Below are 12,990 nucleotides of genomic sequence, written 5' to 3'. Positions count from 1 at the left end.
TCAAAGGGCTAACTCGCACGCTCAGCGGCCAACTGGGACGCTCAGTCACAGTCGGTCCGGGGCGCGCGTGGGGGCGGGGCGGTTACAGCTCGAACTCCAGGTGTTCGATGTCAGTGAAGCGGACCTCGTCCAGGCTCCCGGCTCGGCGGCCGCCGTCTTGGAAGTACACCTCGCGCAGCGCGTCGGCGGCAATCTGCTGGAGCTGCTGGTCGCTGGCGCCGGCCTGCTGGGCGTCGAGGAGGCGTGCTGCGGGGGCAGGGCGACGGTCAGGTGGCGGATGCGGGACTCATCCGTCGATCCGATCGGCGCGGTGTAGCCGAGGCGGGCGCGGGTGTCGATGACGATGCCGCCGGTGATGGCCGCCCTCTGCCGGGCCCTGGCGCGGACCTGCGGCTGCCACCGCTTTTTCACCTCGCGTTCCATCCGGGCGGCGAGGTCGGGGCGGGGCTTTTTGATCTGGTCCTTCACGTACCGTTCGACGGTGCGCTGGGAGATCCGCAGCATCTGGGCGACCGCCTTGGTGCTCTTGAGCTGCTTGACCAGGTACCGCATCTGCGCACCCGCGCTCTTGGGCGCCGGGCGGGTGAACGCCTTGTGCACTGCGGCTTCCAGGCCGTCCCCGAACAGGCTCATCGTGGCCTTCTCCTACTCTCCGTTGTCGACGTCGGTGACGGTGCCGTCCTTGATGTAGCGGGCGAGGTTGAGTTCCGGGGCGTTGAACCGCTCGCGGACCTCCTCGCCCCATAGGACGGTCTGGGTGCCCTCGTGCTTGACTAGGCCGGGGTTGATGCCGAGCTTGAAGCCGCCGGGCAGCGGCTTGTCCTCTCGGTAGGGCAGGAAGTCCAGCGGCGACGTGCCGTCGGCGGCGTAGACGACGCAGTCGGACAGGATCGCGACCGGGTACTGGCCGGTGAACGCCGCGTGCTTGACGATCTTGCGGTGCAGGTTGATCCGGGTGCGGGAGATGACCGCCGCGCGGATGTCCGGCCGCCATGTCGGGCGGGACAGCGCCCGCCACGGCTGCCCGGGCCGCCAGCCCTCCCCGCGCGGGCGCTCGCGCAGCTTGCCCAGGCCGCCCTTGACCGTGGCCTTGATCGCCGCAGCGACGATCGCCAGCTGCGGGTCACGGCTCTTGTAGCCGTCCATGGCCGCCAGGAAGTCGGTCGGCGCCATGTCCGCGTGGACGCCGAGGTCGGCCATCGTGGCGAGGTAAGCGTCCCGCAGCCGCTGGTACCAGCCGTCCAGGTAACGGCCGTTGTCGTACCGGACGTATGCCTCCAGCGGGCGGACCTCGTAGCCCAGCTCGACGGCGTAGGCGACGGTGGGCGTGGCGTACCAGGCTAGCCCCTCAGGGCGCTCCCCCTTCGGGGTGAACGGGCTGGGCAGCAGGTCGCCGTCCAGCTCCACCCACTCCTTGCCGACCTTCACCCTCGACAGGTCGACGTGGGAGAGATCAACCAGCCAGGAGCCGGGCAGCTTCGGGTCGAAGACCGGGTTGGTGACGTGGGTGGGTGCGCCGAGGCCGACGATCAGGCCGTTGGCTCCGGCGGCGAAGGCCATGTTCACGTCGAGGCCGACCAGGTGCCGCAGGGTGCACTCGGCGTCCGTCATGGGGCGCACCCAGTCGTAGGCCTCCTCGAACAGCTTCTCGGCGGGGCCGCGTACGTGAAAGCGGGGCAGGTTCGCCAGGATCGGGTGCCCGTCGGGGGCCTCGCACGGGGCGCAGTCGACGGGGTCCTTGCCCAGGCTGCCGGGGTTGTGCTCGGAGTGCCGCCTGCCGTCGGCGCCGGGTTCGGAGGCGCGGGTCGGCGGGTGCAGCACGGTCATCAGCTCCAGGCCCGTCACGGCGGTCGAGCCGCGCGGCGTCATCACCCGGGACGCGTAGACGCCCAGGACGCGGGCGAGGTCCGCCGGCGGAAGCTGGGCGGCGTTGCCCCAGTGGCGGGAGTCGAGCGCGTGCCACGACGGGATGCACAGCTGCACGCAGGCCCGCTCCGAACCGGTCGCGGGGCGGTAGATCCGCGCCCACGGTCCGAGCCCGCGCTTGGTCAGCTTCCAGTCGGCGCGGGCCAGCTGCTTGATGACCTTGTGGCCCTCCGGCAGGCGCCCGGCGAGGCGCTCCTCCTCAGTGAGGGCCACGGGCAGGCCGTAGCGCTCCAGCGCGGCCTCGGTGAGCACGAGCAGCGGGTCGGCGTCCTTGCCCGGACCGGACAGCCTCGGCTGCCCGAGCCTGGCCTCCTGCAGCGTCCACTCCACCAGGGCCGGCAGGGACTTGGCGGGCACGTCCAGGACCAGGCCGCCGGTGCAGTACGCCAGGACCTGGCCGTCGGTGTCGACGTCGACGACCGCCAGGGGCCCGTTCTCAAAGCGTGGGTCAAAGCCGCCCGCCGGGCTGCCGGCCGGAGCCGCCTTGCGTGCGCCGGGGCGCCGCGACGTCGACGTGCTCCCGGTGGTGCGCGCCGAAGCAGGCGCGGTCGGCGGAACAGGAGGCGGAGGGCCCGGGTTGATCTGAGGGTTCTCGGTTGCAGGCGTGGCAGCCAGAGCAGCAGCAGGAGGAGGGCCCGGGTTGATTCGGGTGTTCTCGGTTGCCGTCGTGGCCGCGGTATCGGGCGCCGGGCTGGGGGGCGGAGTCTGTGCTTTTGCCGGGGCGGGTGCGGCGGTGAAGGCGGCCGGCGCCGCCGGGGCGGCTGCCCCCTCTGGCACTGAGGGTGGGGGGTAGAGCTCCGCGAGCTTGTTCAGCAGCCGCGCATACGCCTCACGCTCCGGGCCCGCGGCTCGACCGTCTTCTTCACCGACTCCCAGCCGGACACCGTCGCCCGGCGCACCTTCAGCGCAGCGGCCACCTCGTCCAGCGTCAGCCCATGAGCCTGACGCAGCCGCTTGCGCTCCTGCGCCGACGGCAGCGGAGCACGAGACGCAACCAGCGCGTCGACCGCCTCGAACAACTCGGACATGAAACACCTCCTGACCAGCGTTCCACCCCTTTAACCGTACGCATAGCGCACTTTCTCCGTACGAATCGCGTACGAATAGGGCAGCGAGATAGCAGAACGGGCTCATTGCGAGGTGCTCACCTGGACGGAGTGGGTCAGTGCGGTGGCGCAGGTGGTGCAGCAGCCGTCGCCGTCCGGATGGGCGCGGCGGGGGGTGGGGCCGGGGCAGGTGCGGCACGGCGGCCAGCCCAGGCAGGTCGGGCAAAGGTCCTCGCCGGGTGCGGTTCCGGGGACCCCGCAGCCCGCACACTCGACGAGCGCCCGGTAGGTGAGGGCCTCATTGACCGTACGGGCAGCGGCCCTGGTCGAGGAGCGCTCCGCCCACGACTGCTCAGTGGCCGGCTCGGTGAGCGGCTCAGTCGGCCGGAGCGTACCCGGGTGGCCGGCCACGGTGGCGGGCGGCGGGTAGGCCTGGGCGGCGCGCAGCCGGGCGGCGATGATCGCGCCGACCGAGGTGCGCACCGGGTGGGGCAGGGGCCGGTCGGTGATGACGTGGCGCAGCAGCTCGGCACTCCAGCCGGCTTCCAGCATGACGGTGACCACGCGGCCCTGGTCGGTCAGTGCCTTGCCCGTCAGCAGCAGCTCGGGACGGCTCGCTCCGATCTCCAGCAGCAGCCGGATCCCCGGGTGCATCTCGTCGGCCGGCGGAGCGGGCGCGGGAGCGGTCGGCGGGTGTGGCTGGTCCGTCCGTCCGGGGATGCGCGTGGCGGTGTCGTGGGCGCACGGATGGAAGGGTCTGGTGTTCTGCTTGTTGGTCTTCTTACTCATGGTGTTCTTAGTGCCGGGATTAGCCAATACAGGTTCAGCCAATCCTGGAAAACCCGACTCTGGCTGTGAGCTGGGGTTTTGCAGTGCAGGCAGGTCGGTGATGCAGTATGCGGCCGCGCCCAGGGTGCCGTCGGGGTTGCGCAGGCGTTCACGCAGCAGGAAGCCGTACTTCTCCAGCTCTTTGAGGCCGGTGGTGACCGCGTCTATGCCTTCTTTGCCGCGGCGGACCAGCTCGCTGACGGTGATCTGCCAGCCGTCGCGGTGTGTGGAGATGTAGCCGAAGATCCCCTTCGCCTTGTATGACAGCCGACCGTCACGGAAGAGACCGTTGGCGATCTGAGTGAACTGATCGGCCGCCATCACCCCGCGCCGGACTCCTCCCGCGAAATCGGTGTCACCGTCGGCAACCGGGGCTGCGAGGGCAGGGGGAACCTCGTCCGGGGCTGCGTCGAGCATGGTGGGCTGGTCGGTGATGGAGTAGACGATCTCGCCGAGTGTGCCGTCTGCGCGGCGTAGGCGTTCCCGGATGAGGTAGCCGCAGTGCTCCAGTTCTTTCAGGGCGACACGGATGGCTTCCTTCCCGTCGGGGCCCACGGCGGCCAGGTCGGCGATGGTGACCTGCCAGCCGTCGCGGTGCGTGGAGATGTAGCCGAAGATCCCCTTCGCCTTGTATGACAGCTTGGCGTCGCGGAAGAGGCGGTTGGCGATCTGGGTGAACTGATCGGCTGCCATCACCCCGCGCCGGATCCTGGCGCCGAAGCGGCTCACCGTGCTCCCCCACGCACCGGAAGCGCGCCGGCGCTGAGGTCCTGCGGCCAACGTGGCGCCGGAGGATGACCAGGGTCGCTGGGTGGAAAGTGGTGGACGAGATCCATGCCGTCAGCTCATCGGGCGCCCCCGACCAGACTGCCGACCACCAGACCCGACCACAGGTCACGATCGGGCAACATGCGCCGTGAGCTGCCGTGGTCGGTCTCATGGTCGGGCCGACCACGATCCTCACCACCCCAACTACGAGACCGACCACGGGGGTTTCGGTGGTGCGGACGGCTGCGCAACGCAGGGCATCCGACTGCGCAGACCTCTGCGTAATGAGGGTGGGGTCCTGCGCAATCGGCGTGCGCATCCGATTGCGTACAGCAGAATGCGCAAGTCCGCCGTGAGGCTGCGCAACCGGCAGAGTCTGCGCAACCGACCTGCCCTACCGACTTCTGAGAACACGTCCGACCCGCCGGGGATCTCGCCCTGTGCGCGGCCGTTCGGCCCGCTGCGGCCAACTCCCCTGCCCGGTAGTGGACTCAGGCATGCCCGGTCGTGTCCGGGGCCGTGGTCGGTCTCGTGGTCGGGCCGACCATGAGACCGACCACGGGTTTTGTGTCCTGTTCGTGACCGTGGTCGGGCCTTCGTGGTCGGTGGTCTGGTCGGGGTCGGCGGGTTTTCTCAAGGTCAGCACGTACACGTTGATGACCTGGGAGTTTGACCATGTCTCCTGGCAAGCAGGCCACCGAACCCGAGACGGTTGCAGTGACCGCGGGCGTCCGGCTGGAGAAGATGCACCGCCGAGTACGCCTGTCGCGCCTGGCCCTGTTCACCGCGATCGCGGCCGGGCCCGTCGCCCTGGGCGTGGCGGTGGTCTCCGGCCCAACCACGGTCACGGCCGTCCCGAAGGCCGAGCCCACCACGGTGCGCACCACGGCGGCCGCGACCGACCCGTCCGGCTATGCGCAACTGTTCCTCGGTGCATGGTTGCGCAGCAGCGCCGATGACGCTGCCACTGCGCAGGCCCGGTTTGCGCAGTCGCTGGCGCCGGATGTCGAGCTGCCCGACCGGGCCGCCGATACGCATGATGCGCAGGCGCGGCTGGAGTCGGTGACCGCGGTGCGCAGTGCGCAGCACGAGGCCGGCCGGTGGTGGGTGACGGTGGCCGCACAGTATGCGAACGCCTCGGTGCGCTACTTCACCGTCCCCGTAGCCACTGACCGCACGGGCGGCTCGTTCACGGTGACCGGCGCGCCCGGCGTGGTGGCCGGCCCGGGCCAGGCCGAGGCGGCGCCGTCGCCGTATGGCGTGACCGTTCCCAAGGGCGAGCTGTCCTCCACGGTCGGGCAGTTCCTGGGCGCGTATCTCACCGGGGCCGGGGAGGTGGAGCGCTATCTCGCGCCCGGCGTGCACCTGCCGCCGGTTGCTCCAGCCCCGTACAGCGCGGTCGCCGTCCGGCAGGTCCTCGCCGTCGAGGAGGCCGCGGCCGGGGAGAAGGTGCCGGGTGACGGCACCGCAGTCCGGGTCCTGGCGCAGGTGGAGGCCCGGGATGAGGCCGGGCGGTGGCCGCTGGCCTACGAGCTGGAGCTCACGGCCCGCTCGGGCCGGTGGGACGTGACGGCGCTCGAATCCGGGTCCGTCAGGAACGGGGGCCGGTCGTAATGAAGGAACACGGTGTGGTGCTCGCCGGACAGCTGGACGATCTCGGCGACGGCTGGATCGCCATGTTCGAGGGCTGGGCGACCAAGGGGCTGCAGGCCGGCCTGATCATGCTGGTGGTCGTCATCATGATCCAGAAGTTCAGCCTGAAGGCCGGCATCGGCGCCCTGCTGCTGATGATCATCGCGCTGGGGCTGTACAACTCCCGCGAGGACTTGGCGGACATGTTCGAGGACGAGGTGAAGAACCCTGCCCAGGGCGCCCCCGCCATCCCCGGCCCCGCAGGCGGTGCCGATCCCCTCGCTCGAGCGCACTCCGCCGGTGCTGGAGGTGGGCTGTGAGCGCGGCCGCAGGACGGGTCGGGCGGTTCTACACCTCGGCTCGTCGTCATCCGTGGGTGCTGGGCAAGGTCGCTGACTGGAAGATTCCGCTCGGCCCCTACACCCCGGCGCAGATCGCGGTCGCCGTCGGCGGCGGCTTCCTGCTGGTCAAGACGATCCCACTGTGGTCATGGATGGGGCCGGTGCCGATCGCGGCCTGGGTGCTGGCCGTCTGGGCGACGCGCCGCCCGAAGATCGGGGGCCGTGCCCCGTTGCAGGCCGCGCTGGGCTGGGTGCTGCTGGCCTGGCAGCCGCACGGCGGCCGGATCGGTGGCCGCGCCGCCCGCGACCGGTCCTCCCGCGCGCTGCTGGGCGGCTTCACCCTCGAGGGCGCCCCCACCATCGAGCACGACGCTGTCCCCTCTTCGTCGCCTGCGGCCGTACCGGATCAGACCGCGCAGCACGCTGCCAGCCGGAGGCCGCGCTGGAGTTCGGTGACCCGCATGCCCACGCCGCGGCGCCAGGCGGCACCTGCGCGCCAGGAGCCGGTGGGGCCGGTCTCGGGGGTGCAGCGGCTGCTCGCGCTCACCGAGCAGGGTGGGGGTGTGCGGTGAGGGTGCCGATCCGTCACATCGCCGGGCACTTGGTGTGGTCCACGCACGGCAGCGTGTGGGCCGTCTACCGGCTGCACCCGGGCCCCGACGCGCAGGGACGTCGCGAGGAGAGCGTGCAGGGCACCTATGTGCCGGCCGCGGTCCGCGACGAACAACTCGCCAGGATCACGCATCTGGTGCGTTCGCTGTCCGGGGCGCCGCGCCTGTTCGGGCTGTGCGCGCAGGTCGATGCCGGGGAGATCGCCCTGCGCATGATCGAGGGCATCGAACCCGCGGGGCAGGCGCCGGACGGGGAGCCGCATCCGTGGGTGGAGAACGTCGAAGCCACCCTGGACCTGCTGGGCAGCCAGGAGATGCACCGCCGCACCCTCTGGCTGGCCGTACCACTGCACAACGATGCCGCGGGCGGGCAACTGGCTGCCTCGCTGGGAGCGATGTGGGCGGACGTCGCCCCGATGCTGGGCATGCGGACCGCTCCCGTGGCCCGGCGCGAGGTGACCGCCTACCGCGAGCAGGCCTCCCGCGTGGAGGCCGCGCTCGCCGGCGGCATCGCCTTCCGCCCGGCCCGTCCGGCGGAGATCGTGTGGATGGTCCAGCACGCCCTGCACCGCGGCACGCCCGAGCCACTGCTGACCGAAGCCCAGACGAGCGAGCTGTACGGCGGGCAGGTCCGCAGCGGGGTGCTGCACTCCCCCAGCTACGCCGACCTCGGCCAAGTGCGCCTGCAGGAGGGCGGCATCGACCCCGCACTCGACGACGTCGACGAGCTGAACGGCGCAGGTCAGCTGACGCGGTCGGGCGGCAAGGCGTGGTGGCGGTTGAAGGCATCGTCTCCGCTCAGACGGCGGTGGCTGCAGGTGGAGTCCGATGCTGGGGTGGGTTACCAGGCGCAGCTGGTGCTGGCCGAGTGCCCGCCCGCCGTCAGCCAGGATGCCGCTGATCTGTTCGCCCAGCTGGAGACCCTCGACTTTCCCGTCGACTACACCATCGACCTCACGCTGGTGCCGGCGGAGAAGGCCCGTGATCAGGTGCGGCGCAAGAGGACTGAGTTAATCGACCAGGCCGACCAGTATGACGCCCGTCCGACGGGGATGCCGGCCTCGCTCACGGAGGCCGCCCGTGATCTGGGTGAGCTGGACGCCCGCCTGTCCCGCACCAGCGTGGAGGTCGAGGTGCAGTCCGTCACCGTGCTGACGGTGTGGGGGCCGACCGCCGCGATCTGTGATGCCCGCGCGCGGGCCTTGTCGGCGCTGCTGGGCGGCGCCGACTACCGGGCGGTGCGCCCGGTCGGTCTGCAGGAGGCCCTGTTCACGCTGGGCCTGCCCGCAACGGTGCGGCCCGGGGTGGTGCGCGAGTTCACCCAGCACCAGCTCTCCGAAGACTGGGCGTTGGGCGGAGCCTTCACCGCCGCGGAGGTCGGTGATCCCAACGGCATGTTCCTGGGGATCGATCTGGACTGCGGCACCACCCGCCCGGTGATGATCAATGTGGCCGATGCGCCGAAGCAGGACGCCTCCGCGTCCATGGGCATCGTTGGTGACCTGGGCGCCGGCAAGAGCGTGCTGGAGAAGCTGATCGCCGAAGCGGTGTGGGCCCGCGGCGGGGTCGCGATCTGTATCGACCGCACTCCGGTACGCGAGTGGGCGACCTTCGCACGCACCGCCGCCGCGGGCCGCTGCCAGATCATCGACGCCGCTCAGGCGGAGGTGTCCATCGACCCGCTGCGCATGTTCACCGGGCCGGAGGGGCGTCACTACGCCCTGTCCTATCTGACGCTGCAACTCGGCATCGGGCCGATGTCCACCAGCGGCGAGGTACTGCACCACGCCGTGGAGCAGGCCGCCGCCGGCGAGCAGCCGTCGATGCACCGCGTGCTGGAAGTCCTTCAGGAGATGGCCACGCGGGAGGCGGGCAAGCGGCAGGACGCGGCCGCCACTCTGGCCGGCCTCATCAAGGTGGTGGCCAGCAATCCGCTGGCGGCCATGGTGTTCAACCCGGCGCTGCCGCCGGTGCGGCTGGACGCCTCCAGCGCCTGCGACATGATCGTGATCACGACCACGGGGCTGAAGCTGCCGCCCAAGGCCGCGTTCGACAAGCCGGAGGTGCTGCACCAGCAGCCGCTGGAGGCACTGATCGGCCGCGCGGTGCTCTACCTGATCGCGGCGATCGCCCGGCAGACCGCGTTCGAGGACCCTGAGCGGTTCACCGCGGTGGTGCTGGACGAGCTGTACTGGCTCACCTCCTCCGCCGAGGGCACCGCGTTGGTCCACGAGATCCTCCACGACGGCCGCAAGCACGGCGCCGGCCTGATCGCCGGCTCCCACGACGCCGAAGAACTGGGCCCGGACCGCGGGCTGATGGCCTACCGGGCGCTGGCCCGCACCACCGACCGCGAACGCGCCCGGCGCGGGCTGGAGTTCGTCGGCCTGGACCCCACCGACCCGGAGCTGCTGCGGCTGGTGACCACCGGCCTGTCGCCGGTTGGCCAGAAGGGCCGGGAGGGCGAGTTCCTGCTGACCTGCCCACGGCAGAACACCGGCCGGGTCAAGGCCGTCATCCCTCGCATCGCGCGCATCGCCACGTCCATCACCACCACACCGGGACACCGCCCCACCGCCCCCACTCCCGCATCCGCGCCGCTCGCCGGTGCCACCACTGGTGATCGTTCAGGTGGCCGTCCAGAGGAACCCCTCGCATGAGCTCTTTCTCCCCCAGCCGCTCCCGGCGCATCGCCACTGCCGCGAGCGTCCTCACCGTCATCGTCATGGCCGTCGGCGTGCTCGTCCTGGTGCTGTCGGTGAGCCTGCCGGAGGCGTGGTGGCCGCGCACCGGGCAGGCCTTCGCCGCCGAGGACCATCCCGCCCGGCACGACCCGTGCGGCCCGATCGTGGGCCCGGCCAAGGAGTACTGCAAACGCGGCACCGCGGCCTCCGCCTCCGCCGGGCACCACGAGGCGAGCGGGACGGCGTGGTGGAGGCTGGTGCCGGCTGGAGCGGGTCTGGCCGCCCTGGTGCTGTGGCGGGGACGGAACACGGCGGGACGAGGGCGGGGCTGATGGTGCGTGCAGACCGCGGCACGCTGCGCTCAGCCGGTTTCGTTGCGCTGCTCACCGTCGTGTTCGTCATGGTCAACAGCCAGGTCGTCTACGCGGCGGGCAGCAACGGTGAGAGTGAGGGCCTGCTCGAGCCGCTGAACATCGACTCCTCCGAGGGTGTGCCGATCGACGGCTACGAGCTGAACGCTTCGGGTGGCTCCATCCTGGCTTTCAAATCCCAGGCTTTGACGTTCGCGCTGTCGGGGCTGTTCACACTGATCCGGCTGCTGGCCGGTCTCGCCGGGTGGGCGATCGAGGTGGCGTTCCGGTTTCCGCTACTGAAGATCCTCACCTCTCCGGCGCAGAAGGTCGCCGACACCTACGACACCGTAGTGGTTGACACGCTCGGGCTGAAGGGTCTGCTGCTGGCCTGGGCATTCGCGTTCGCCGGATTCATGATCGTGCGCGGGCGGGTCGGCCGCGGCCTGGGCGAAATACTCCTCACCCTTCTCATCGGGGCAATCGCCGCCTCGGCTCTCATCCGCCCCGACACCCTGCTCAGCACAGGGGGCCCGCTGGGACAGTCCCAGCAGGTGGCCGCCGAGGTCGCCCAGCAGAGCGTCAACTCCTACGACTGGGGCGGCAAGCTCTCCAGCTACGACCCGTGCTCCCGCATGACAGGCAACGCCGAATTCGCGTGCGGGAAGCGTGAAGGCGAAGGGCCAGTCTCCTCAGCGGCGGTGGCCCGCCCCATCCAGGACTCGGTCACCAACGCCCTGATCGTCAAGCCCTACATGCTTCTCCAGTACGGCCGGATTCTCGACCCCGCCAACAGCTCCGATCTCAAAGCCTACGCCGTCCATCTCAGATGGGTCAGCGGTGGCTACAAGGCGGGAGACGTCCAGGTCTCGGACCGTGGAAAGGACATCTGCAGGAAGATCAAGGGGCCTGCCAGAGAGTACTGTGAGCGCCCCTACGAGGAGGGTGTCCGCAGCGAGGACGACCCCCTCGGCTCGAAGCCAAGCGAGGCCCTGCCCCCGGGACTAAGTAGGGAGCTGGAGGACGCCGCCGTCACCGACGAGGACCACGAGTTCGCCGAGTTCCTCGCCGATATGAAGCAGGCCGGCGATGTCGGCAAGGCATGCGCCGCCTACGCCGAGAAGCCGACCTGGTGGCGGCTCGGCGGAGCCTTTCTGCTACTGATCGCCGCGCTGTTCATCTGCGGCATGCTGCTCTCCAGCGCCATCGTGCTGCTGGGCACCCAGGGCATCTGCGTGGCGGCCGCGGCTGCGGGTGGTATCGCCTTCATCGCCGGCATGCTGCCCGGGCCCGCACGCCAGTCCGTGTGGAAATGGCTGTCGATCTGGGGCATCTCGGTCCTGACCGTGGTCGGGATCTGTGCGTTCATCCCATTCTTCGGCATCGCCATGGACGCCACCATCACCGACGGGCCCGACTTGATGGTGGAGCGGATCCTGCTGATCGACGTCCTGGCCGTCGCGGGCGCGGCCGGGCACCGCAGGCTCCTGACCGGGATCGCCTCCTTCGGGCGGCGTATGGCCATGCGGATGCGCTACGCCAAGGTCGGCGGCACCCACATGCCCGGCGACACCTCCGAGCTCGGCGCCGCACTCGCCATGAACTCGCCTGCTGCGCTGGGCGGTTACGGCGGGAGCTTGCGCGCCTTCACCGGCGGCGGGGGCGGCCGGTTCGGGATGCTCGGCACCCGGCAGCGGCTCATGGGCGCCCTCGGCTCCCTGGTCGACGGGGCAGGCATGCCCGTCAACACCGGACGGATCCTCGCCGACGCGAGCGCCGAGGCCGGGCGCGGACTCGCCCCACTGACCGCGGCGGCAGCTGTGGGTGGGCTGGGAGTGCGACTGGGCGCGAAGGGCGGCCACTGGTTACTGATCGGCAAGCGTCCAGACAGGGAGCAGCTGGCCAAGTGGCAAAAGCCCACAGCTGACGGTGACGAACCGCACGCCGACGGCCAGCCCGGTCAAGAACCGGGCAGGCCGGGCAGCGGCGGGCTGGCAGGCCCGGGCGCAGGAGCGCACAGGCCCGGCGGCCCGCGCGACCGCTACCGCGACGACGACGGCCAGATCATCAACACAGCCACAGGTGAGATCCTGCACGACCAGCATGCCGACCGCACCCTGCTGTCCACCCGCGCCCACAACCGGCTCGTGCGCCTTCGCGGCTACCGCATCCTGCACCGCGGCGGCCGGGCCGCCTACGGGGCGACCATCGGCCTGCCGGCCACTGCCCGTCAGGCCAAGGCAGCCGGTTCGCGCTACTCCAGGGACGCCCGCCAGCAGGTGCGGGTGTGGGGCAACACCGTTCGCGAGGACAGCCGGGCCTGGAGCGGCACCGCCCGGCAGATCTCCCGCGCGCTGCGGGAGAACCCTGACGTCCCTGACAGCTCTGCGCCGTCGGGCGCCCGCCGGCTCCCTACCGCATCGGCGTCGGCTCCCGGCCGACGGCCGAACACCCCGCAACAGACGGCAAGCGCTGGCAGTGTCACGAGCAGCCCTCAGTCCTCCTCTACACGCAGCAGCACGTCGGCGTCCTCAGCCCAAGGCAGCACCACGCCAGCGAGCGCGCCAGCGACGTCCCCGAACCGGCTCCCGAGCGGTACCGGCTCGGGGGAGCAGGGGCCGGTGCTTCCCGGCGGCGGCAACGCGAACAGCCGTGCGCGCGATGAGGCCCGCGCCCGCATGCAGGAGCTGATGCGCAGGACCGCGCCCGAGGCCGAACGGCTGCGCCAGGAGCGAGACCGACAGCGATCATCCGGGGCGCCCGAGGGCGGTGAGCAGGAGTGAGGCCAAGGCCAACTCGGCGCT

At 71.0% G+C, this 12,990-nt stretch carries 7 protein-coding genes and 2 pseudogenes; 6 read left to right on the top strand and 3 right to left on the bottom strand.

Translation table 11 applies throughout. From position 1 onward, the window contains the following. Positions 1-82: 82 nt before the first annotated feature. The 3 genes and pseudogenes from KUM38_RS41145 to KUM38_RS41135 form a co-directional block, all read right to left on the bottom strand. Positions 83-633 (bottom strand): annotated as a pseudogene (locus KUM38_RS41145) (XRE family transcriptional regulator). A 12-nt stretch (positions 634-645) separates the two neighbouring features. Next, a pseudogene (locus tag KUM38_RS41140) lies at positions 646-2,954 on the bottom strand (helix-turn-helix domain-containing protein). Between the two features lie 102 nt (positions 2,955-3,056). Continuing rightward, positions 3,057-4,529 carry a hypothetical protein gene (locus tag KUM38_RS41135; RefSeq protein WP_217137259.1) on the bottom strand — a complete coding sequence of 491 codons (1,473 nt, stop codon included), beginning with the start codon at positions 4,527-4,529 and terminating at the stop codon, positions 3,057-3,059. 714 nt (positions 4,530-5,243) lie between these two features. Here KUM38_RS41135 and KUM38_RS41130 point away from each other — a divergent pair. From KUM38_RS41130 to KUM38_RS41105, 6 genes are read left to right on the top strand one after another with little or no spacing between them, the layout of a single operon-like run. Continuing rightward, the gene (locus KUM38_RS41130) at positions 5,244-6,182 is read left to right on the top strand and encodes a conjugal transfer protein (protein ID WP_217137258.1); all 939 of its coding nucleotides are present in this window, start codon (positions 5,244-5,246) and stop codon (positions 6,180-6,182) included. Next, the gene (locus KUM38_RS41125; RefSeq protein ID WP_217137257.1) at positions 6,182-6,520 is read left to right on the top strand and encodes a hypothetical protein; all 339 of its coding nucleotides are present in this window, start codon (positions 6,182-6,184) and stop codon (positions 6,518-6,520) included. Before KUM38_RS41130 ends, KUM38_RS41125 begins: the two co-directional genes overlap by 1 nt. Continuing rightward, complete coding sequence (locus KUM38_RS41120) at positions 6,517-7,113, top strand: hypothetical protein (protein WP_217137256.1); 597 nt, start codon at positions 6,517-6,519, stop codon at positions 7,111-7,113. The genes KUM38_RS41125 and KUM38_RS41120 overlap by 4 nt, the downstream gene beginning before the upstream one ends. Further along, the gene (locus KUM38_RS41115; RefSeq protein ID WP_217137255.1) at positions 7,110-9,812 is read left to right on the top strand and encodes an ATP-binding protein; all 2,703 of its coding nucleotides are present in this window, start codon (positions 7,110-7,112) and stop codon (positions 9,810-9,812) included. The genes KUM38_RS41120 and KUM38_RS41115 overlap by 4 nt, the downstream gene beginning before the upstream one ends. Continuing rightward, complete coding sequence (locus KUM38_RS41110) at positions 9,809-10,168, top strand: hypothetical protein (RefSeq protein ID WP_217137254.1); 360 nt, start codon at positions 9,809-9,811, stop codon at positions 10,166-10,168. The genes KUM38_RS41115 and KUM38_RS41110 overlap by 4 nt, the downstream gene beginning before the upstream one ends. After that, positions 10,168-12,969: a hypothetical protein gene (locus KUM38_RS41105; RefSeq protein WP_217137253.1), complete on the top strand. Its 2,802-nt coding sequence runs from the start codon at positions 10,168-10,170 to the stop codon at positions 12,967-12,969. The genes KUM38_RS41110 and KUM38_RS41105 overlap by 1 nt, the downstream gene beginning before the upstream one ends. Positions 12,970-12,990 lie beyond the last annotated feature (21 nt).

Source organism: Streptomyces sp. AC558_RSS880 (assembly GCF_019049255.1).
In the GTDB taxonomy this organism is placed as follows: domain Bacteria; phylum Actinomycetota; class Actinomycetes; order Streptomycetales; family Streptomycetaceae; genus Streptomyces.
Note: the sequence above shows the minus strand (reverse complement) of the source record. Positions and strands in the feature narration are given on the sequence as shown.

What these genes read in the sequence shown, in the direction of transcription:
- KUM38_RS41105 (WP_217137253.1), top strand. Translation starts at nt 10,168, where the DNA reads ATGGTGCGTGCAGACCGCGGCACGCTGCGCTCAGCCGGTTTCGTTGCG.
- KUM38_RS41110 (WP_217137254.1), top strand. Translation starts at nt 9,809, where the DNA reads ATGAGCTCTTTCTCCCCCAGCCGCTCCCGGCGCATCGCCACTGCCGCG.
- KUM38_RS41130 (WP_217137258.1), top strand. Translation starts at nt 5,244, where the DNA reads ATGTCTCCTGGCAAGCAGGCCACCGAACCCGAGACGGTTGCAGTGACC.
- KUM38_RS41125 (WP_217137257.1), top strand. Translation starts at nt 6,182, where the DNA reads ATGAAGGAACACGGTGTGGTGCTCGCCGGACAGCTGGACGATCTCGGC.